This is a genomic window from Burkholderia sp. E168m15 (assembly GCF_016586105.1).
Classification (GTDB): domain Bacteria; phylum Pseudomonadota; class Gammaproteobacteria; order Burkholderiales; family Burkholderiaceae; genus Burkholderia; species Burkholderia orbicola.
Genome location: NZ_BCPO01000094.1, coordinates 64400 through 87424, shown reverse-complemented (window position 1 = coordinate 87424; position 23025 = coordinate 64400). Strand labels below are relative to the sequence as shown.

Here is a 23025-nt window from a genome sequence, read left to right as displayed (position 1 = left end):
TCGACTTCTGCACCCACAATGACGACGCTGCTTTCCGCATCAAAACTCTGCACCCGAAAATTCCGTACTCTTACTTCAAGGCCCTGGTGGCGAGAACACATGTGTCGATTGTGGTTCATCCATCTTATGCACGTAGTTCATTTCGCGCACCAGATAGTCCTGCAAAGCTACGGTCTTCACCCCTTGAGACGCAGAAATTCCGAACACTGAGGCGTAATTGGATGCGCCGATTGCACCACTGCTTCTGCCGTCTTTATTTTTCCAATTGATGAGTTCATTCAGATAGACATTGAAACTATCCGTCGGCAGACCCGCCTCGAACATAGCGTCCATGTCTTTAGGTGAAGGCCCAGAGAAAAACCTTTCCACAGCAAGACTCAGATGTGGCTTCGCATTACCATTTTCAACTACCTGACGGCCGAAGACGATGAAATGATGGCCGCCTCGCGGGCCAAGAGTCTCCGCGGCACGCTCGAAGTCGACAAACTTATCGCGCTCCGAATTCAGTTGAGTTTCGTCACGCTTGAATTCAATCAGAACAAGCTTCGAATCACTTGCGAAGATGCCGTCACCGGCACGTTCGTGAACGCCAGAAAGCGGGGCAGCAAAGTCGAGCTTGCTTGCTGTTTCGAGAACGAACGCATACTCGACGGTCTTCTCCCACCAAATAAACTCGTTTTTCATTTGTCCCTTTCTTCGCATACGTTATGGTTACCTGCTGGTCAGTTAACGACCAATTCTCTTGATACTTTAGCATCGCGCATAGGTGTGTCGGAGTGCCGCCACAAGCGAGAATTGGCTGGCAACGTGGGCGTAGGAACTTCGTTCCGAGAAGACTCGTTGGTGAACCTCGATACAGGCTTCACTGTGATATGGTGTTTGGGCGCGTCGCGATTCACTCAAGCCACATAGGAGAATCAAGTAGGTCGGTGACACACATCGTTACTAAGGTGTACGGGCGGCCCGACTGGTCCAAGCGATTCCGTGTGCTGCAGTTCGCCAGCGTAGCTGGTAACCCTAGATTTCAATTGCTCGAATCGAACCCATGAGCCTAAATGTTCATTCACACATTATCGCGGACCCACACATCGCTGGCCTATCTGGTGCGAAGGGATTAGGCGTCTGTACACTGAAGTTCAGCGTGCTATTTCACGTGGTCAACAGCACACCCAGCGACGACACAGCAATGCGCATCGATACACTCAGCGCGATGGTGAGTGTTATCTCGTCGTCGGACGGCACCCGCTATCTTGCGAGCGGCAGATTCGAGGTGCCGATTGTCCTACGTCGCTTCCCGCATGCTGGAAAAACTGCTGCCTTGCTTCTGGTCGACCTCAACGAAAGCCAGCTCGTCGCGCTCGATGAACTTCGAGGGACTGGTGGAGTAACGTTTCAAGTCGCCCTCAAGGGGATGGCGCATTCGTCACTAGACGCGCATCCCGTTGAAGAAGTGCTGCGGTACCCACTCAACCTCAGTGAATGGATTGAACTTATAGGGGACCTTGGATTCGCGGACGCGTTCGTCGTCAGTGTTGAAATTCCCGTCGACTCGTGCGGGTCGTTTACGGCAGTTACCCAGTTGTTGCGTGCCGCTCGACGCCACCTCGTGGCGGGTGAGTACGACACAGTCGTTAGCACCTGCCGTCAGGTGTTGGATAGCCTTTCTACCCAAATCGACGCGCGAGATTCGGTCATCGTGGCTCGCGACAGGAAACCGGCTCGCATTCGCGACCAGTCAAAACTTCAGCGAGCACTGGCCATCTTTGATTCTGTCCGGCATTACAGCCATCTCGCGCATCACGTGGACTCCAACGGGCAGCCGGAAGTCTACAGCCGACGTGAAGCCACGATGATTCTTACCGCAACTTGTTCACTCGCGGCTACTGCGATGGGGTGGTAGAGGCACACACCTTCCACCCATCAAGAAACATTGGGCGACCTAGCGCAAATCAGCGCAGACCGACTCTTCAATGAAGGTCCGCATGAAAAAATCTCGAAAGATGCGCTCCGGCGCTGGCCAACGCCGTCGAGGATACGCATCATCGCAACCGACGGCCGCCCCAAATACGGTTCCATCGACCGGCATGGACCGCGCGACCTCCGTAATAAAATTTCTCTACAAGCGAGCGAAAGCAATTGTCAGCATGAGCGCACTGACTGCGGCAGCGATGGCAGCAGTGCACTTTCTGCAAGGTCAAGTAATCGTCTCCTTCTCGAAATCACTTTCGTCCGGCTACGAATTTACGGTCGAAAACGACAGCTCGATTTCTCAAAGGATTGAGAGCTTGCGCATTATGCCGAAGCTCGGCTCACAAGCGCTCTTCATTACGACCTCCGAAACGTACCTTCACGAAACAAGCCATGGTGCTGAGCTGCCGTACGGCAACACGTCGATGGTTCCTGCGGCGGACTTTCGCGATATGGACGGGCAGATTCTACGCCCCAAGCAACGCATTACATTTCGGGTCCCGCCGCTTGTCGATTGGAATAAGCTCAAACCAGAAGCTAGCCTCGTCGACGTCAGATATCAAACCGAGCCGACAAACGTTTTGCTCGGATGGACTGCAAAGGTGGCGGAAGGATTAACGCTCATGAAGCTTCGTTTTGCGAACACATATATCGTTATCGACGACTATTGGACGCCCACGAATTCGAGTGACATCAAGGTCGCATTAGCACGTGCGTGTTCGGAGGATGTGTCGCTGCGTAAAAGTCCGGTATGCGAGTGAGGAGCGCATAGAAGAAATCGCGATTGGCCGCGAATTGCGGCTTAGATTTAGGGTGAATTGGCCGTTGTCTCGGACAGACGCCGAGGAATTCTCAGTCCTGCGGCCTGGCGTCGGCGACGTTCTGCTCATCGCCCCCGACCGTCCCGTCGGAATTGGAGACGTGCTTCCGCAGCCCGAGGAAGAACCTTTGAGGCACGGCATCGACAGTCGGACGTTGGTCGGCGAGACATGCTCAAGCCGCCAACGCCTCCTCCTCGTGTTGAACCTTGCTCGCCTGCTCTACGGAGTGTACTGCGACGTCCGGGCAGGTCCATCGCCACGGTCGCGGCTAGGTACTTGTGCGGGTCGAACAGGTCCTGCGGTAGTAATCCAGTCATTAACACGCTCGAATCTTCGAGTTCGAGTCTTTCCCCATTAATCCTCGCGAGGAATATGCCGTAATATTAGCCGCATGGACGCGGCGGCCTGTCGGTGCCTGACGAGGGGCGCGTCAGTGGGTTGCCAGCGGTGCGTTTCGGGCACGCCTGGGCTGCCATAAGAAAACAAACCCTTTGCCGGGGAGACCGAAGTTGAACATCCAGTCATTACTTGCCGGCGTGCCGATGCCTGCACTTATCACGGGCGCGTTTTTGGCCGTCCTTGTCGTTATTGTCGTTGTGTTTTTCTTCGGTCCAGCGATAAGTCACCTGCTTCGGCTGCGCGCTATCCAGCGACGCATCGGAAACTTCGAAAGCGGAGACTTCTCGTCGCAGTTTGAAGCGGTATTCGCGAGCGACCGTCGGCTCGCCCATCTATGGAACGAGTATGCCGAATCATTGCACGTCCAGCGGGAAGAGCGGGATGGACAAATGGTCGTGCGCGCCGTACGGGCCACCGCGCCGGCCGAGGTGTACTTCAACAGTCAGGTTGTTGTCGACAGCCGCTTGCGCACCGAGTTTTTTAAGCACGTCCCCGGTATTTTCACTGGTATCGGCATTATCGGGACGTTCAGCGGACTCATAGAAGGCCTTCACGCGTTTCAGGTAAGCGAGAACGCTGCAACCGTGCGCGGTAGTCTTGAATCACTTATGCATTCGGTGGGTGAGGCGTTTCTTGTGTCTGCCTCGGCAATCGCCGCGGCAATGCTAACCACGCTCTTCGAAAAATTTCTCCTTGCCTCGCTATACCGACGTACGGAAGAAATTGCACATGCGATTGATGCTTCCTTTGAGGCGGGTGCCGGAGAAGAATACCTGGCACGTCTAGTAAAAGCATCAGAGGAGTCGGCAAGCCAATCCAAAATTTTGAAGGACGCTCTCGTCAAGGAGATGGGTGAGCTGCTGCGCGAGTTGACTAGTGCGCAAATCGATGCGAGCAAAGAACAACATGCACTCGCAGCAGAGGCGGGGCGCCAGAACAACGTCGCTCTCGGACAGGTTATTGCCGAGAGCATCCAACAGGGCCTCAAAGGCCCACTCGATGAAATCGCAGCGACCGTTAAAACCGCCAGCGGTGACCAGAGCGCAAGTGCTGGGCGGATGTTGCAGGACGTAATGACGAGCTTCAGCCAACGGTTGAATGATTTGTTCGGTGGCCAAATTTCAGGCCTCACCGAGCTTAATCAACAAACGGCCCAGAGCATTCAGCAGGCTGTGAGCACGCTGCACACTCTGGTCGCGAACATCGAGGCTTCGAGTCAGCGTTCGACGGATGCGATGGCGCAGCGCATGGCGGAGGCCATTGAAAAGATGGAGTCGCGACAGGAGGCAATGAACGCGCAATCGGCTGCGTTCGTTGAGCAGCTGCGCCAGTTGGTTGCAACGTCTCAGTCGGAGACAAACCAGAAATTGCAGGCGACGTTGGAGACGCTCGGCACTCACGTCGGCGAAATGCTAACCACGCTGAGTGGCGCGCAGAAAGAAGTATTTGAGAACAACCGCGCACGCGAGCATGCAATGTCTGAGCGCGCGAGCGGCGTAGTGACCGCGATGTCGGAATCGATGGATGCTGTTGTCAAGGAGCTCGGCGTCGCAACCACGCAGATGGCGCAAAGCGTGAATGCTTTGACGCAGTCGACAACTTCGTCAATCGACCGCATGAATGCTGGCGCGGAAGCGTTGGGCACGGCGTCGCGGAACTTCGCCGCGGCAGGTGAGCGCGTCGCCGGTGTCATGGGGCAAACCGCCGACGTCTCAACCAAACTCGCTGCGACAGCCGGGAATTTGACGAGCGGTGCGGGAGCAATCCAGGAACTGCTGAGCGACTACCGCGCTCATCGCGACAGCATCGGCCAGCTTGTTACGGAATTGCGCGCCACCGTCGATGCTGCGAGAAGGGAAGCTGCGTTGACCGGTGACATTCTCAATCGCATTGAGACATCCACAAGCCACCTTGGAGCGGCGCAAAAGCAGGCGGACGAGTATCTCGCTGGTGTAAGCCAGGTTCTCGCTGAAGCGCACGGCGCTTTTGCAACTGAGGTTAAGCGTACGCTGGAAAAAGCGAATGCCGAGTTCCATACAAAACTGACCTCGGCAGTGGGGTTGCTTTCGTCTGCAGTCGGTGAGCTGGAGGTAACGCTCGCCTCGATGAGCACCCTGACACCAGCGAGGAACTAGGCGATGTTTGGAACTCAAATCGTCGTCAAGCGCGGAAGCCGCGACGAGGCGGAAAAGCCCTTCTGGATTTCCTTTGCTGACTTGATGACCGCGCTGATGGTGCTCTTCCTCGTGGTCATGGGGGTAGCGCTGCTCGCCGTGACGAAGAACGTGACGGAGAAAGAAAAGCGCGAAGAGCAACATCGAAAGGACATAGAGCTTATCCTCGACCGGTTTCAAACTGCCGCCAAGCGGTACGACGGTATCAAGATAGACCGCAATCGACATGTTATCGATTTTGGTGACCGCGCCCGTTTTGCGTTCGGGAAATCAAACCTGGCGCCCGAGCAGGAAGCGGTGTTGCGTCAGTTTGTTCCTGAAATCCTGACATTGGCGAACGATGACCTGGGCAAGCGCGTACTTAAGCGAGTGGTTGTCGAAGGCTACACAGACAGAACCGGCACGTACCTGAGTAACCTGAATCTGAGTCTCCAGCGCAGCGAGCGGGTGTTGTGCAGCATGTTTGCAACGACCGGTACGAGTGTGCTCGACGAGGCGCAAAAGCTGGACGTGCGAAATCTGTTTTTGGTCGGCGGATATTCGTTCAATGACTCGAAGGAAACCGACGAGGAGAGTCGCCGCGTCGAGATGCGTCTTGAGTTCCTAGGTGTTGGCGAGGATAGGTCTCCGGCCCCGGCGCAATCGGGGAACTTTGGCGACTGTGCATTGCGATGAGCGCACTAAACTACCTGGCGTCTTTGCTGCAATCGTCGGTCAGCGAAGAGACGCAGCCGATTCGCTCGGGCACTGAAATCGACGTGCTTCTCGAACAGTTGAAAGCGCGCGCAAAATCTCGTGTTGGCCGAGAACCTGTTCATGACCATCAGCTCGACGCGGTGCGACGGTATTGGCAGAGCCACGAAGTGTCCACGTTCCGCGATGCGTATCTTCTGTCCTTTGGCCTATGTATTCCACACCGTCCCCAAGGCGAGTGCGTGATGGAGGACCGACCACGCTTGCAGCATATCCTGGACAGCGTTGATGGCTACATAACCAAGACCGCGTCATACAGGCGCTGCTATCAAGGACTCGCAAAGAGCTACTTCGCCTTTGACGTAGATGCATGTGGGGTGGCGTCCTCGGGAAGGAAGAACTGGCTGACCCTGCGAGACTACCTTCACGACCGGAACCCCAAGATACGTGATAGCAGGTCGAGCCCTTCATGGGTCGACACGGCAATCGAAAACAGACAGCTTTTTGATGAGTCCCCGTGCACACGATATGTGGGCGAGTTGCTCGAAGGCGATACGTCGCGCATAGACCATATTTGCGAGCAGCTTCAAATCGGAAAAGAGTCGTGGTTTCTGCGCCAGCTCGTGCTTACGCAAGTTGAGGGCGCGACGAAGCTCGATGACGATGAGTTTGTGAGGCTGCTACCCCGCTTGCTTGGTCTGCTTGCACACAATGAGGTGCTCCGCGACCGAGGAACGATTCTGGTCCTTGACCGATACGCTGAGGTCTCTGGCACCCCCTTGCACCCGAGACTGCGCGACCATGCTGTTGCCTGGTGGGGCAATCCGTGGCTACCTTCAAATGCGACCCGATGGGGTGGCGTCGAGCCTGCGGCTCGAGCAATGGTCTCTGACTGGTTGAAGCTCGAATTTATCGAGACCTTCTTTACGAAGCTGGCGGAGGACGGTCTTGCCGACCGTCGGCGAATGGAGTTTTGGAAGCGATACGTTAAATCCATCGATGACATCGAGTTCGCATTAGGCTCGACTGCACGCAATTCACGTGAACCGGACCTGGTCGCGCTGCGTAAGAGAATGAAGGGCCTGACTCGCGAACTCGACGCCTCTGGCGCGAACAACGCCTTCATTATGACGATGGGCAAGTTGGTTGCTGTCGAATTTAGTGGTCTCGGAAACGCGTTTTATGGCTATGACGCCAGTCGTTCTCTGCCATTCAATACAAGTCAGACATTGAAGCTCGGGAAAAATGAACGCAACTCGTTGAAGCAATCGAAAAGCATGCTGTGGCTAAAGCATGGAGACGGCATTCATGGCTGGAATCGATGGGAGGAGATGTTCGAGGCAACACTGCGTAAGAGTTTTCAGATTCTTCCTTCAGCCGAAACTTTGCGTGCTTCAGGTAGAGCCAAGGCCGCAAACGAGCCTACGAAGTCGACGAGTAACGTCTCCTCCCGTGAGAACGTTGGCTCTTCGCAAAATCGAACCGAAGCACACGAATCCTACTCACACGTTGCGCTCAAGCGATTCGCGGCAACGCATGGTCTGCAAATCGAGGACAGGACTGCACTCGGCGGAAACTTGTGGGTGCGCGGTGGTGAAGGTGACGAGCGTGTCGGCCGCGTTTTGATGGAATGGGGCTTCCGTGTGAAGCCGGGCAAGGGTTGGTGGAAATAAGGCGAAACCGTGTTCAAGTTATTCAAGCAAGCAAAAGCGCGAGACGTCATCACCTGGAAGCGGCACTGGTCGGATAAGGGCATCGTTCTAACTCGGCGAACTCAAAGCCCGGGAGCGACGGTCGACGGAGACCTCGTTGGCGGCTACCTCACACAACTGACCGATGATGGCCTCGTCAGCCCGGTCGAGGACGAGTTCTTGTTGGATTGGCAGTCTTTGTACGACATCCTTGAACAACCGGACTACGGGCAGCTGCGCGATGTTCTCCGAATACCGCCTTTCACGGAATTCCGTCAGCATCTGCGAAGCAACCATTCGTTGACCGACCACGAGTTCTCTATTGCGATAGATGGATGGCGCATCGACGGCGGCCGTGAATTTCGAGGCACTATCACGGGGCCCGTGATGTTAGAAGGCGCCGTAGAGATGCTGATGCGTCCCGCGCAATGGAAGCTTTTTAATGCGGTCATTGCATTCTCGCGCCGTGACGACGAGGACCACTCTGATTTAGCCAACCGGCAAGGGTGGGGGCGGATTCGCAAGCTCGCAGTCGATGCCGAAGCAAGACTTGATGATTTTCTCTACCGCTCGGTAGTATTGAGTCCGGAAAAGCTCAATATAGGTCTGCGGCGCTCGGTGGCAGTTGTAGACGACCACGTAGTCGAAATCGAGCCGAGCTTCGACGGAGCACCTGATGACTGGCTCGACACGTTCGACAGAGCACGAGAAGTTCGCGACCGGTACGACATTACAACGCAGGATGGAATCGTCCAGGTTCTGGTCACACCGAAGGTAAAGACTGTGCTGCGGGAAATCCGGCGATTGCCCGGACGGCGGGTGGCAGGTTCTCGGGCCCAGGCCTTTTTGCTCAACCCCTTCGCGGCTCTCGGTGCAGACGCGATTGACGTCATCGAAGAATCACAATTCGAACGCGCTCGTGAGGACGCTGGCCTCGACTACGAACGCTTCGTACCGATGTTCGAGCGAAATGCTGCGGGCTATCCAGTACGTGTCGGCCTGCTTATCGAATCTGCGGTGGCGAGCGGACCGACCTCCTCGAAGACGCATTGGCTCGACGACGACGAACTTTCCGCGTTCATCTTGGCTCTCTCCAGGTCGCTGACGCAGGGCCATCAACTGCTTGCCTGGCAGGGCTATGACCTTGCTCTGCAGGGAGATTCGGAGCAGCAACTCAAGGAATTGTCGGCTGCACTGGCACAGCGTCGCATTCCTCCGACGCTGGTCTCCTACGCTCAGGTCCACGACCTGGCTGGCTACTCTGCGCGCATCGAATCGATTGGTGTGGAGAAGCCCTACCATTCGCCGTATATCGCGAAGAAGGACGAGGGCGAAGGTTGGTTTCCCGACAACATTCTGCCTGTCATTGTTTATCAGTCGAAGGACGGTGGCGAGCCGGTGGCCGTGCCGACCAACAAGCTTGCTATTGAGAAGCTGAAGAATGATGTACAGGTCGCTGACGCGAAGGGCATGGTGCAGCTCGACGTCCCTTGGCTCAGGGACCCCATTTCGCTGGCTGACGCGAAAGAAATCATCTCGACGTTCGAGAGCGTCTTTTCAGATTTGGAGTCGGGTAAGCAGTTTGACCCGGAAAACGCGCGCAAACGGCCCAGCGAAAGCGTGGCCAAAAAGCAGCTAGTTCTGCGTGCAAACATTCAGGCACTCGAATACGAAGAGTTGCGTCGTGAAGCGCTGCAGGCCGTACCTGCTCGTCCGAAGCTTCCGGAAAGCATTCGCACGGAGTTCTCATTGTTGCCGCATCAACAAGCGGGTCTCGCGTGGATGCAGCATCTCTTCAGTCTGCAAACCGATTACCAGGTTCGCGGCGCAATCCTTGCAGACGACATGGGGCTGGGTAAGACCTTCCAATTGCTGGCGCTTATGGCCTGGTTGCTGGAGAGGGACCCCACCATGAATCCAATGTTGGTAGTCGCGCCGGTCTCACTGCTGGAAAACTGGGCAGAGGAAGCGAACAAGTTCTTTCAGCCTGGAGCATTGCCCCTATTGACTGCATACGGCGAAAGTCTTGCCGCGTTTCGCGTACCGCGCAGCCAGATAGACCAACGCTTGCAGACCGAGGATGGCCTGGTCAAGTTTTTGAAGCCCAACTGGATTGGCGATGCGAAGGTGGTTTTGACGACATACGAGACATTGCGAGACTTGGAGTTTTCGTTTGCGGCGCAAAAGTGGTCCTTGATGGTGTGCGACGAGGCGCAGCGCATCAAGAACCCAGCCGCAATGGTGACCCGGGCCGCCAAGAAGCAGAATGTCGCGTTCAGGATTGCATGCACCGGGACCCCGGTGGAGAACACCTTGGCCGATATGTGGTGTCTCTTCGACTATGTGCAACCGGGCTTGCTCGGTGCCTTGAACGACTTTGGTGAGCGGTACCGGAAGCCGATTGAGGCGAAGACTGACGAAGAAAAAGCTCGTGTCGAAGAATTGCGCGCTCGCATCTCGCCCCAGATTCTCCGGCGCCTGAAGACCGAGGTCGATACTGGGCTACCTCCGAAAATCGTTGTCGAAGATTGCCGGCGGCTCTCAATTTCTGGCGTTCAGCGGAACCTCTACGCGAAGGCGGTGGATGGCTTCAAACGGCGCCAGGAGCCCAACCATACGACGCCGTTCAAGAATCACCTCGGGTTGCTACACTACCTTAGGCTGGTCTGTACTGACCCACGAGTGCACGGTCTAAGCGTGTTCAAGCCGGAGCCATTGGGCGACTATCGTGCGAAATCCCCGAAGCTCAATTGGCTACTCAGGCAGCTCTCCGAAATCAGAGCGAAGGGCGAGAAGGCAATCGTCTTTTGCGAGTTCCGGGAGATTCAGCGACTCCTACAGCACTACATCGAAACCGAGTTCGGGTATCGTCCCGACATCATTAACGGTGATACAAGTGCGTCGTCGAGTCACGTCGCCAGTCGGCAAAAGAGAATCAAGGCCTTTCAAGAAACTCCGGGCTTCGGTGTCCTGGTTCTTTCGCCGGTCGCCGTCGGATTCGGCGTAAACATCCAGGCGGCGAACCACGTTATCCATTACTCGCGCACATGGAATCCGGCCAAAGAAGACCAGGCCACCGACCGTGCGTACCGCATCAATCAGACGAAGCCGGTGTACGTGTATTACCCAACTGTTTGGGCTGACGACTTTATGACTTTCGACGTCAAGCTCGACCAGTTGCTAGCTCATAAAAGAGGGTTGTCAGAGGACATGCTCAATGGCGCCGGAGACGTGGCGCCGTCCGACTTTAACCTCACGGACGTGGTGCCACACTCGCAGAGCGACGGCCTGGATGAACGCATCACGCTGGATATGGCCCAGCGCATGGGGTGGCAACACTTCGAGTGCCTTGTAGGCGCACTTTGGAGCAAGCGTGGGTATAACTGCTACCGGACACCGGGCACGAATGACAACGGCGTCGACATTGTGGCCATTGACGGAAATCGAGGTCAGCTTATTCAGGCCAAGTCCAGCGGAATTGACGGAACAAAACTCGGATGGGACGCAGTGAAGGAGGTGGTGGCTGGCGAAGCGTTCTACCGACGTAGGCACCCCAATGTCTCGTTCGAAAAAGTCTGCGTCACAAATCAGTTCTTCAATGCGCAGGCGAAGGAAAACGCGCATTTGAACTCTGTCGAGTTGGTTGACCAGAAGCATCTCGGCGACCTGCTTCGGGCGCATGAAACAACCATGCTCGAGGTCGAGCGGATGCTTTTCGCCGAATGGCAATCGGCGGACGTTTGAATGTTGGTACTCATCTGTCGCGCCGGCCCGTTGTTTAGGCCAGTGCGACAGGCAGGTAGTCGTCAACTAGTTTGCTGTCGTGCCATCCGATTCTGGGGTAACCCATCACACGACGGTCGGGAACTCATGAGGGCCGGTCGTCGGTGCGGAAGCCGGCTCGGACGAAACGGGATTCGATGCTGGAATGAATTCCGCTGCACGCCTGCGGCCTTCCGCTGTTACGCGAAACGCGAGCACACTAGCCTTCTTCTCGAGCTTTTCTAGCAGGCCTGCCTGCGTCAAGAGCAGCATCGCGCAGCGCAACCGGTCCGTCAAAATGGGCGGCGAGAACGTCGTCTGGCGTTCGAAGTTGAGCTCAAGACCCTCATCGCCCGGAACGAGAATATAACGCTCCCGGGGATTGGTCGGCTCGGTTTCAGCCCGCTCGCGGGCGACCTTGAAGTGCAGGTTGACGACGAAGTCTCGGACTATCATGGACAGGAACTCTTGCGCGGAGCAAGTGGCATATCGGCTCGCCAATTGGGAAAGCCGTTGTGGTGCAAGACGGTCCCGGCCATCGGCCAAGCGATACACGACATTGCCTTCCCAGTTGCGGGCCTCGACCGCACAATAGGTCAGCGCGACGAGCGCCTGATAGGCAGCGTTTCTGGCTTTGTCCTTCTTCTGTTTCGCAGCGGCACGTAGCTCGTCGAAGAGCGCAGGGAGGCTTTTGAGGCCCGGAGCCGCGCCCTTAATGGCTCCGGCTTCGTACAACGTACTGGCGTCTCCCTGAAGAACGCTCCATCGCTTCAGCCAGTCGACCAGAGGGGCCTGCACGTGCTCCTCATCGGACGCGAGGGCGGCAACAGCATCCGCGACCTGCTGGATTCGATGTGCTCCCGAACTAATAAGGTCCCTGGTCTTGAACTCGGTCAAGCGCAGGAGCGTCTCGAGAGCCAGCTTGAGATACTGCCGGACCTGGAGGCTCGCCCAAACACCCCGCGCCTCCTCAAGCTCGACGATATCAATCTTCGTGCCGTCAGGAGCGAGCCCGCTGCCCATTGCGTGCCGCACCATGGCTTCCGGAACGAAACCGTTGGCGGCACCAGCATCCTTCTCCGCCGCGACGATGGCTCGCAACGCGAGCGTGATGCCCTGGTGACGCCCCGTCCATTCTGCGCCCAGTTCTATCGGCTTGGTACCGGGCGACGGAAAATACTGCCCGAGAAATGCTTCCTGCTCCTTCGCGTGGACAATATCGAGGCGCAACAGCGGATACAGCTCCGGCATTCGAGACGGAACAATCACGAGGTTCTCCGGGTCTTCAAGCCATCTGACCAGATGTCGCGTGCCTTCCGGGTCGTTGCTCTCGGAAATCTCGTCCTCGAGATGCGCCGCAAAGGCGTCGGCGAGCTTGTTACCAGCGTCAGTGAGTCTGAAGAAGCCCTTGATGTCGGTGGCATGCGCAAGGAAACCCAGGCCGTTGATGATGCTCGGCCTGTACTGAGGAGCAGTCATCAGATATGCGCCGCGCGCTGTGTTGACCTCCCCTGTAGCCTCCTTCTTTTTCGCCTGCTCCTTGCTGAGGATTTCCACGAGCCGCAACCTGACGGGCTCGTCTCCTTTTGGCCATTCTCGGTCAGTGCCAGGCAGCCCGCTACGCTGCGAACGGTTACACCACACGAGCAGCAGGTCAATTTTCTCCAAAGCCCCCGCGCAGAGTTCGCGCCGTTCCGCGGTCTTCTCTGCGGGTATTGCGAGAGCACGCGCGCGTGCCAGACGGACCATCCAGCACAGGGCCGAGTACACCCGGATGGAGTCCGCGACGTTGTTGATGCCAAAGAACATCGTCCGGTACAGGGACATGTTCGCGTTCTGCAGGCCAAGCGGGTCAATAATGGTCGCCGGCTTGGCGCGGGTAGTAAAGACAGGGGCGGCGTGCATGTCACTTGTTCCAGTCGAGGTACAGTTCGTGCGGCACTTTGAATCGCTGAAGTTTCGCGTTACGGATTCCCGCGAAGACCGGCTTCCCGCACGCCGAGTGAATCGTTACCCGGTGAGTCTCGAGCGCCCTCACTTCACTGACCCCTTGTATCGATTCTCCGTTGCAGTGCGGGCAGCCCGGTTTCCTCGAGGTCGGCAGTTTCTGCGGAATCAGACCAAAGATTTTGCCCTTCGCGGGTGGCTTCGACTTCAGTTCCAGCAATCGCTCAAGAATGCGCTGATAGCGGGGATTGGGCGGAGAGACGGCCGGAGCATCCCCGAAAACGGAGCCGACCATCTGTTCCAATTCTTCCTGCAAGGTGAGGCTCGCGACGATTTTTGACGCATGCGCGCGCAGGCGTCCACGTGCCTGCTCCGGCACAAACTCGAACGGGTCATCTTTGCCGGTCGTATTCGCGATTGCCGTATGCCAGTCATCGAGTGTCAACTCTCGAAGCGCGAATGCCTGCATCACCTCCTTGAGTGCGCCCGTCGGGAGCTTGGGGGAAATGTCCAGGGCACAGCACGCGAAAGTGCAGAAAACCGAGAGCAATCGCTCGCGGTTATCATCGTCGTAAGCATAAGCCGTGTACTGCTCCAGCCAGTCGCGAAGTCCATGCGGGTCCGTCGCGACATAGGCTGGTTCTTCGGCGCTCTGGTTATACGCAGGGGCGCCACCGACCGCCAGCGTATCAACGTACGTCTCAAGGACTTCGGCGGCTGCTTGCGCTACCACCGCCGATACGATGGGCGCGGTGGCATCTTTCTTGAGCGTCGCAGGGAGCTTTTCAAGCATCGCGTCCCATGCCTTCTGCTCTTCCGGCTCTTCCGGTTTGTCCTTGCCCGATTCCTTTTTCTGCAAATCCACAATGACAAGCTTGCTACGTGGGCCGCCTGCGAGTGCGGAATGCGACAGGATGCGTGCCGTCAGCCTTCTGAACGCGGCTGCCATGGCCTGTTCGGCGGTGGCGGTCGGCACGTTAAGTTCGGGCTCGTCCTGGGGACCCCAATCGTTAGCGGGGCGCGGCGTGATGTGCTTCTGTACGGCGGGCTGCCCCTTGTCGGCACCACCCGTTTGGGGACCAGTCGTGGTCCCACCTTTAGTCTTTGCCTCAGGCTCCCGCATGCGGTGCAGGACGGCCGCCATCCAGTTCAGGATAGGCAGCAGGTCCCGGTCGTTGGGCCGGCTTCCCTGGCGGATACGCCTGACGGCACGGGATAGTGCCTTTTCCAATGGGTTGGCGTCGAGCTCAACCTCGACGTTCAACCAGCCCGTCACGGTGAAGTCACCTGCTTGAAGGCGCAGACGCCGCGCGCCTTCTTCATCGGCGAGTGTCTGGACAGGCGTGGCAAACGAACCGTCTTCGTCGATGAGCACCGGTTCGATGGGGCCGCATTCGAGTTCATCCTCCCGCCACACTTCAAGTGTGGCCAGACGCTCATCCGGGCACGGTGACACCGTGCCCGTGATGGTGCCATCGGACTGCCACTGAGCGTCGAGCGCCGGCGCGGCGCGACCGAGCTCGGGCGACTTGAAGACGCAGGCCTCGAACCTCGTTTTCGCGAAGTCGTCGCCTTCCAGCACCTGCCAGTCGAATGGCGGCACCTCGAGCTTGCGCACGAGCGAAACTTCGACGTTCTCCAGGCCAAAAAGACTCTGCAAGGTTGCATTGACCGAGCCCGTCATCACCATGCATCCGGAAGGCGAACGCACCTCGAAGACTTTTGCGTGGGGAAAACGGTTCAGGTCTTTGCGGTCCGGCACCACCGGCACCACGAAGCGCGTCTTCTCGGGCAGGTTGTGATTTGCGTCGACCCGAATCACGTATTCTTCGTCGACGAGTTGCGCACCCAGGGAAATCTCGGGCACGCCGCACAACCCGGCCAGGTCGCATACGGCGTTCGCCTTGGGGTCAAGATACGGGCCGTATGCAGTCAACGTGGCTGCAGGCGTAAGGTGTTCAAGAACCAGTTCCGCAAACTGGTTGCCCGCGGGTTCTTTCAGAGTGTGGATGAGCCAGGCCGTTGGGTTCCGCCGGGCGGATGCGGGCACGGCGGCTGCAACCTCGCGCGCGCGCCGCGCGTAATACATGAGGCTGGCGGACGCCTTGGCGGACAGTCCCTCTGTCTGCGCAAACAGCTCAGCAAAGTCCGCGAAGGTTTCAAACACCAACGGGTGCTCGAGCGCGTTCACGGAGTCGAGCACTTCGAGGTTGGAGTTCTGTCCACGCGTCGTCAGATTGCCGCTACCGACAACAAGGACGTCGTCGCCAGAGCCGCGCTCAAGGTAGGCAATCTTCGGGTGAAAGAATCCGCCAGTTGCCTGACGGACCGGGATGACGCGATAGTAGCTGCCGGCATAGAGACTCGACGTCTCGTCCGTCGATTTGCATGCTTCGCGGGAATCGACGAGCAGTTCAACCTTCTGGCAGCCAGAGACCCTCAGCAGGGGCAGACAGAAGGATTCAAACCAGTTGGCGCTGAAGGTGAAGGTGGTGAACATCGCGCGGCGCGGCCGTGCCTCGTCGATGATGGCCTGAAGTCTCGTCTGCATGCGCTTCCCCGATGGCCGCTTTCTGTAGCCTTGTTATCGTGCAGCAGTGATTTTAGACGTCGGCAATCAAGGCGTCATCTCTTCGCACCGAACGCCATTGGTGCGGCGGACGGCGCTACCTTGCCGAGCTGCAGGATGTTCGCCTGGAGGATGAACTGCGCCTAGTCCGGTTCATTGACGACGCGATATAGCTTCGTTTCAGCGAGTCCCGACGTCAGCGCATAAGGAAATGTGTTTCGATAAGAAAATTTTATGCGTCATCGCTCTCTGTTCAGCTGTCGGAATCCATATACCGTTCTGCAGCGCATTCGTGCATGCCCGCCGAGTCATCGAGCCGCCGGGCAGGAGGGCCGCCCAACCCATCTGGTTGGCTTCGGTGACACGACGCAATGCCGCTTGCGTGAACGGGGGCTGAATCCACCGGCAGCGCGCAGGGGATAGCCGAGACTGCGGGGATTAGCGTCTGAGACATCGGCAACGGGATGGCGAAGCTAGCGTCCCGGAGGGCGCATACAGGCTGGCGGGCGAGGCGGCTCCATACCGGTGACATACGGGTGGCGATGCTGAGTGGAAGGCTTTCCCGGGCATATGCCGCAGGGAGGGCTGGGCTCAGCCTCACCACCCAGCGACTCAAACCCAGGGATATGCTTAGGGCTGAGCCTTTGGATGCGCGCCGGATATTCCGGAACTGCTGCTGAGCCAGCTCGCTAGTGTTCCGGTGCAGCCCAGACTCCTGGAAGCGCTGTAGCGGAAACGTCGAGGTCGATGTCGAGCGGGTAGTGCCGAAGCAACCGTACAGCGAATGCTTCGATTTCACTACGGTTAGCGACGTGGTCGGAAGAGGCGAGCAACTTCAGGAACTCGCGCGTCTCAATGACGGCTTTCGTACGTTCATATGGGGTCGTCATCATCAGCTCCATCAAGAAGGCGTTCAGTGACGTCGGTGTATGACGTCACCTCGTTCAGTTCGCACCATCTTTTCCAGATGTACTCGCCGTCGAGTGACCAGCCTTTCTTGCCGACCAGTTCGTAAATGCGTCCCGATTGAGTCACCCCCTGCAAGGTGACCCGGTCGAACGTCACAATCTGAGAGCTGACTCGTCCCGACGAGTCCAGCATGTCTACGCCAACAAAATGTCGGCTCGCGTTCTGCGTTTCGAATATGCGCCATCGAGATAACAGAATCGTGGGCAATTCGGACGTTGGCCGTGGTTTCCAGATGGGCATCGCAGTCTCCTGGTGGTGGGAAATCACATCCTTCTGCTCAGTTACTTGGTCCGGGCGGCACTACGTGAGAGTCGACCGACGTCCCGAACGGCGCGTACGTCGCCGATTGATGCGCACTGTCGGTTCGACGTATCGCTTTCTCATAGCGCCAACGATGCAGGAACAAACAGGTCGTGCCCGGCTCTTGCGCCGATAACGGCCAACCGGCCGAGGTCGGCGATACGAATCAGCGCGCCCCGCATTGCGCCATCAGAAAGCCGTTTCGCGCCGACCAGTTCGACGCGGGGCAGCAGGCGCGACAACGCTGACGACGTCGTGCCCATGGCACGCGCCAGGTCTGCCAGCGGGACATAGGCCTGCCTGAACGCCAGCAACTGGTGCGGTAGCACGACGTGGCAAGGTTGGCCGCGTCGTTGAATCGAAACGGACGCCAGTAACCCTTCGTCTACCCAGTGCTGAATGGACTCCCATTTCCAACCGGTCGCTTTCGCGAGCTGCTGAATCGACATGCCGGCCTCGAGCAGCGGCGTGCCGAAATACTGCGACACGTCCCCCCTCAGGAAGGACATTTCGCCGAGTGTCCGACCATGCGCGACGGCTTTCACGTCGCCTTTTGCGATGGCCTGCATCAGCGATTCAATTGCTCGTCGGTCACCCATACGCCGACTGGTCAGCTCCGCCCATGTGAGCGTCGAATCTTCAGCCAGTGCATCTGGTTCAGCCCACCGCTCCGCACGCTCATATAAATCCGCGATGGACTGACGCTCGACCGGACCGCCCTTCATCAGGTCTTCGCGCCAGCGGACGTCCGAACGGATTACGCCGGCAGCTTTCATGCGTTCGAGGACGATGGGTGGAACGGCCGCCAGTTCACAGGCGTCGACATCGGAAATCCAACCGGCGCGTTGTCGCTGGATACGCTCAACCTCAGCGCATGGAATTTCGAACAGCTGGCCACGCGTGCCAGTGCGCCGTGCACGGTGCTCGCACTCGCCATCGAGAATGGATTCATGCAAACGTGAAACGCTGACGCCAATGGCCTTCGCGGCATCTGGCGCGCGCATGTATCCAGTCGCATCCTCGGCCATTGCTTTGGCCGAATCCAGGCCCAGGACGCAATCGGACTTCTGGGCAGCGACATCGATGATGATTTGCAGCAGGGGCTCGAGCGTCGTGCCCTGGCACACCTTGCGCAGACTGATGTACCAGTCGCCGAGCAAGGTGTTCAGTGTGCGGGCATCCTTGCGACCGGCGGCAATGCGCTGCTCGACGTGATTCCGAAAACCGGTTGGCCAGTCGGTCAACAAGGCTTCGAGCGGCGAGAGGAATTCGACCGCGTCGGTGACGAATTTCGGCAATGCCGCGCCGCGCGGCAACCCGGGGCGCGTCGGGTCCGTATATTGGCAGAGAGTACGAATGACCTTCACCAACACATTGATGTCCACGCCGTGCAGGGGCGGCTTCACGCTGCCAGCCTGCTGCCCGTTGCTCGCAATCAGCGTCGACAGCCACTGCTGCGCCCGGGTCGCCGGCACACGCGGCAGGCTGCTCAGGTCATGGCCGCACGAGCACAATCCAATGTAGAGCCGCTCCGGCGAAAGGTGCTTCCCGCACGCGTTGCACTGGTCGACCAGCAGGATTCTATGGTGCGGACATGCGGTGACATAAGCGTGTTCCCAGTGATGTCGCAGGTAAGGCGATTCAGCCAGACACCCCGGACACACGGCGTCAGACTGAGCACGGTGCAGACGTCCCCAATCCCGGGTGAGGTTTTCCTGCTGCCTGGTGAATTCGGTCCATGCCGGCTCCAGGCCGAGGTTACGCGCTACGTCATCCGTGCGAGTGAGCAAGGCGCGGCGATTGCGCTCGATACCCGCCGTACTTGCCAGGTCGCGCCAGTTGAAAAGGGCATTGTCGGCGGAGAGACGCCGGTAATACCCCATCCCGGATTCGTCGTCCCGGGGGGCATAGGTGAGAACTAGGCTCATTGCTTATCTCCTGACTTTTTTCGAACCGGTACGGACGTCGCGTTGCTCATCAGAACGTGAACGTATGCCTGTTTCAGGGCCGCCGGGTCCACGCCCGGGCCATCGATTCCCGAATCCTGGAAAGCCGGTCTGTGCGGTGACCCAGCGTGGCTAACGTATTCAGTTGCCCTCTGGCAGTCTGCGTATGTAATGGCGCGCGGTGCTTCGTTCGCCTTCAGACTGGCCAGCTCGCGCATGAAGTCAGCGAGTACCCCAATCAGACCCCCGGTGAGCAGATAGCTCTGCTGCGTCAGCACGCGTGGGGGCACGTCAATCGGATAGCCCGCCGCCGAGAACAGGCGCGCATAATTCACAACGCACGAGATGTAGGCTGCCATCTGGTCAGCGATGCTTGCGTCGTACGGAAGGAAATTGCGAGCAGGGCAAGCACGACGACGCAGCTGTTCATTTGCTGAAAAAAGTCGTTCGAGTCGCGGAATGCCGAAGAGAATCAGCGTCATGTCGAGCGTGTCCGCCAGGGTCTTGAGCCAGTCGCTGGCTGCGCGCGGAGGCACCCGTGACCCTTCATCTACGAGGTGCGATATCTCGTCAAAAATCACGACACGTGTGCCAGCCAGACGAAGCTGCGTCACCATCAAGTCGAACATCGCGCCCGCCGTCATGCTGCCTGGAACCTGGATGCCCAAAGCACGCAGCACACTTTTAGGAAGCAGTTTGGCCGTTGCGGATTGGGGCACCTCAACAACTAGGACGGGCACATGGCGCCGTCCATCGATGCGGTTTTCAGGGTAGTCGCGAGACAGGTTGGCGATGAGCGAGGATTTGCCCACACCGCTCGGACCAGGAACCCGAACGACTTTGGGCGCAAAGCCAGTAAGGGCGTCATCGATGCGCCGTTTGAGCGCAGTGAGGTGCTCCACAAACATGGGATGCGGAAGTTCGCAGGCCTCAATGTCTCTGCGCAGTTGTTGAGCTGGCGTCACAGCAGTTTCTCTCCGGTGTTTCTGTTTACGATGTGCATTAAAGGCGCGTTGTCGTACGAGATGGCGTCGGGCTGAAGGTCTTCCGCCGGCAACGACTGATTGGTCGAAGGTGCAGGCCCGAACGGCGCTGTCGCTGAAAGCGGCCGGTCGATGGCCCTCTGGACAGCCGAGTCGTCTTTGGCGCGGCGCACGGTTTCCTTGTTTTCCTCGCGCTTACCGCGGGTTCTGCGCTTATCGGCTTTCCGGTTTCCGGTGACCGCCTCGTCCATGTCACGCTCGAATTGGACCTTTTCGTCCGGGACCGTCCAGTTAGCCATGCCCGAATCGAATCGCGCTTTGGCTTCAGCAAAGGTCCACGCCGGCGTGTCCTCACGAACGTGTTCGTGCGTCAGCGTGACGAGCGGAAGGTCATCTCCCTCGTACACGTATGCCTGGCGGAAGTCGTCGGGGTTGTAGACTACGTGGAGCTGCGAGTGGTCGCCGTACTTGGCCAGCAGATACGACATGGCTTTGCCGCGGTACCTGAATCCATGCTCAAGCGTGATTCCCGTCTTGGCGCTCAACACGCACATCTTGTTTTCAAAGAGTGCAGCCATCCATTCACGACGCGCCGGCGGCATGGTGATGGGTTGTCCCATTTCTTCGGTCTGGTAGGTCAGGCGCTCAAGCGGCGTCTTTCCCTTGACCGAATCGACCAGCAGTTCGTCCCAACGCAGCCGGTCGAGCGGGGTGTTGACCCAGACCTCATATAGCCACCTGACAATCCATTTCTCGAACGCGTCGAGGGTCATCAAGTCGTCGCCTAGCGCCTCCGGGTCGCGCACGCCATCCTTTCCTTCAAAGCGCGTGCAGCCCGAGAGAAGCTGCAATGCCTCCTTGAGCGCTCTGTTCAGGCGTTCGATGAATGGTTTGCCTTGAGCTTCCTTTGCTTTGCAGTGCTTGACATCCATTCCAAGACGCTCAAGGCGGACGATTCGTCCGCCCTTGGTCTCCGGACCATTATCAAAAATGACCAGTACGGGCGTGCCATAAATGTTCAGCGCATGAGCGATACCAAGCTCCTTGAACCGGGCTGCCTTGGCAGGCGTCAGATACATCTCAAGGCACACCAGCGAATCCATCTCGCGCGGCGAACCGATGACGAGGTGCCATCCCACTGGATATCCGGTGCAGACGTCAATTGCGAGCACCAGATAGATGGTCCGGGCGATGCCATGGGGCGTACGAACAACGAATGGCAGGTGAAGAGCATCCTGCTCAATCCGTGCGAACGGGAACGCTGCCCGTAACCGTTGCTTCGCGAACGACTTGCCGGCGACCCGGTTTAGCGGGTCCATCCGGTCGTATTCGGCATCGACGGTCAGGTCATGAATCCTGGCACACACGAACTTCCGACTAATAGCGTGCCTGGCAATGTGCAGGCCACGACGACGAGCTTCACGGTTGATGTATCTAGTCAGGTCGAGGACAGTCCACCCGGATTCCGTGACCAGAAATCGGTCCTGGATGACCTCTTCGACAAATTCGACGAGGTCTTTTGAATATCTGGCCGTCGCATTGCCCTTATTTTTGTCACCCTTGAGAACCGGCAAGCCGAGCAGTTGATTCATGTGAGCCCGGTACAGGGTTGCTCGCGACGGAAACGGGCAGACAAGCGGCTTGTCTCCGTTTTCCATCTGATAGGCTTCACGGGCCAAAGGTATCGCTGCGTTAAACGACAGACCTCGTTGCTTCCGGATGGCATCAATACGCCGCAGTGTGTCGTTCAGCAGGCGGACCTTACTGTGCAATTCCGGATTGTCGTATTGGGCGGCAATGCTGATGCGCGGCATTCCCTTTCGATGCAGGACCAGACCGCCTTCCGAAATCTGGGCGCGGATGTCGTCGTATTTGACATAGCGGGCCTCACATTTCTCGGCATCGAAGAGCTGGATGGAGCCGGCATGCAGGCGAGCGTCTATCACCTCGAAGCAGCTGTCCGTTTTTCCGGGCAGCGCCAACTTGTCTCCGGCGCGCAGGTCGGACATCATGGTCGCAGCTCCTCAATCAAACAGAGGTGGCCCAGGTCGCCATATGCGGCCGACAGTTCCAGCGTGGCGCAGATGTGGTGATGCGCCAGGTCTGCCTGCAGCACACCAGTGGCTAGCAGTTGAGGAATCAGGCCCGTCGGAATATCGAGGTCGGCACACAGCGCGCGCTGCAGCACCGGGCCGGCGTCGCAATAGCGTTCGACCCGGTCGATGATGTCCGGTGTCAGGTATTCGTGGGCCCGAGCTATTGCCGGCTTCAACAGTTGGGCGTTGACGACGACCGGGTGCCGTTCATCCGCGGGCACGACCACCGTGGAGAGCGGATAGCAGTACGCCTCCATGATTTCCTGGGCCCGCGCGACCTTGGCCCAATACCGGTCGTCGCCCTCGAAGCCCTGAAGTTTGACTTCATACGCGCGCTGCAGGCCATCGGCCTGAACGGTGGCGAAATCTGGCGTGTACTCGGCCTCCCCGGTGCGACCACCACGCATCCTGCGCGCTTCGGACAGTTCCTCGCGCGTGAACAGCAGCCGTTCACCGACCAGGTCGACGGTAAACGGTTGCTGCTTGAACGAACGTACGCGTGGGTCGACGCTCAGCATGTGCGCTACCAGGCGTTCCGCGTCGGATTCAACGGTGATGTGACCGTCGGCCTTTTCGGCATAGGTGCCGATGCGGGCCTTGCCGTACGTTCGGGCTGTTAGCCGGACACCCGCGTTCACGGCGCTCCGGCGGCTACGGACGCCATAGGATGGTGCGCTTCTCATTTCGCACCTTCGACTGGCACGTGC

General features: G+C 58.2%; 15 protein-coding genes. 6 read left to right on the top strand and 9 right to left on the bottom strand.

The features are described 5' to 3' along the window. Positions 1-75: 75 nt before the first annotated feature. Positions 76-684: a hypothetical protein gene (locus tag JMF86_RS15945; RefSeq protein WP_155629395.1), complete on the bottom strand. Its 609-nt coding sequence runs from the start codon at positions 682-684 to the stop codon at positions 76-78. A gap of 502 nt (positions 685-1186) precedes the next feature. Between JMF86_RS15945 and JMF86_RS15940 the strand changes: the two genes are divergently transcribed. The 6 genes from JMF86_RS15940 (at position 1187) to JMF86_RS15915 (ending at position 11490) form a co-directional block, all read left to right on the top strand. Next, a complete protein-coding gene (locus tag JMF86_RS15940; RefSeq protein WP_201317066.1) occupies positions 1187-1900 on the top strand; it encodes a hypothetical protein in 714 nt (237 codons plus the stop codon). A 244-nt stretch (positions 1901-2144) separates the two neighbouring features. Then, positions 2145-2729, top strand: coding sequence for a hypothetical protein (locus JMF86_RS15935; protein ID WP_201317065.1), 585 nt, complete (start codon positions 2145-2147; stop codon positions 2727-2729). Positions 2730-3298: 569 nt separating this feature from the next. Then, a complete protein-coding gene (gene zorA / locus JMF86_RS15930; protein ID WP_201317064.1) occupies positions 3299-5323 on the top strand; it encodes an anti-phage ZorAB system protein ZorA in 2025 nt (674 codons plus the stop codon). Positions 5324-5326: 3 nt separating this feature from the next. After that, the gene (locus JMF86_RS15925; RefSeq protein ID WP_060121874.1) at positions 5327-6037 is read left to right on the top strand and encodes an OmpA family protein; all 711 of its coding nucleotides are present in this window, start codon (positions 5327-5329) and stop codon (positions 6035-6037) included. Beyond that, a complete protein-coding gene (locus JMF86_RS15920) occupies positions 6034-7728 on the top strand; it encodes an EH signature domain-containing protein (protein ID WP_201317063.1) in 1695 nt (564 codons plus the stop codon). The genes JMF86_RS15925 and JMF86_RS15920 overlap by 4 nt, the downstream gene beginning before the upstream one ends. 9 nt (positions 7729-7737) lie before the next feature. Beyond that, positions 7738-11490: an SNF2-related protein gene (locus JMF86_RS15915; RefSeq protein WP_201317062.1), complete on the top strand. Its 3753-nt coding sequence runs from the start codon at positions 7738-7740 to the stop codon at positions 11488-11490. A 105-nt stretch (positions 11491-11595) separates the two neighbouring features. Here the strand turns inward: JMF86_RS15915 and JMF86_RS15910 are convergent, their stop codons facing one another. The 8 genes from JMF86_RS15910 to JMF86_RS15880 form a co-directional block, all read right to left on the bottom strand. Then, on the bottom strand, positions 11596-13413 hold the full coding sequence (locus tag JMF86_RS15910; RefSeq protein ID WP_201317061.1) for a hypothetical protein: 1818 nt from the start codon (positions 13411-13413) through the stop codon (positions 11596-11598). A 1-nt stretch (position 13414) separates the two neighbouring features. Further along, a complete protein-coding gene (locus JMF86_RS15905) occupies positions 13415-16006 on the bottom strand; it encodes a hypothetical protein (RefSeq protein ID WP_201317060.1) in 2592 nt (863 codons plus the stop codon). 707 nt (positions 16007-16713) lie between these two features. Further along, positions 16714-16914 carry a BPSL0761 family protein gene (locus JMF86_RS35360; protein ID WP_081078601.1) on the bottom strand — a complete coding sequence of 67 codons (201 nt, stop codon included), beginning with the start codon at positions 16912-16914 and terminating at the stop codon, positions 16714-16716. Beyond that, positions 16898-17233, bottom strand: coding sequence for a hypothetical protein (locus JMF86_RS15900; protein ID WP_027788785.1), 336 nt, complete (start codon positions 17231-17233; stop codon positions 16898-16900). The genes JMF86_RS35360 and JMF86_RS15900 overlap by 17 nt, the downstream gene beginning before the upstream one ends. 140 nt (positions 17234-17373) lie before the next feature. After that, positions 17374-19221, bottom strand: a complete 1848-nt coding sequence (locus tag JMF86_RS15895; protein WP_201317059.1) for a TniQ family protein — start codon at positions 19219-19221, stop codon at positions 17374-17376. Then, positions 19218-20204, bottom strand: a complete 987-nt coding sequence (locus JMF86_RS15890) for a TniB family NTP-binding protein (protein ID WP_034195835.1) — start codon at positions 20202-20204, stop codon at positions 19218-19220. Before JMF86_RS15890 ends, JMF86_RS15895 begins: the two co-directional genes overlap by 4 nt. Then, entirely contained in the window at positions 20201-22234 is a 2034-nt protein-coding gene (locus JMF86_RS15885) for a transposase family protein (RefSeq protein ID WP_201317058.1), read from the bottom strand. The genes JMF86_RS15890 and JMF86_RS15885 overlap by 4 nt, the downstream gene beginning before the upstream one ends. Then, a complete protein-coding gene (locus tag JMF86_RS15880) occupies positions 22231-22956 on the bottom strand; it encodes a hypothetical protein (RefSeq protein ID WP_236593016.1) in 726 nt (241 codons plus the stop codon). The genes JMF86_RS15885 and JMF86_RS15880 overlap by 4 nt, the downstream gene beginning before the upstream one ends. Positions 22957-23025: the final 69 nt, after the last annotated feature.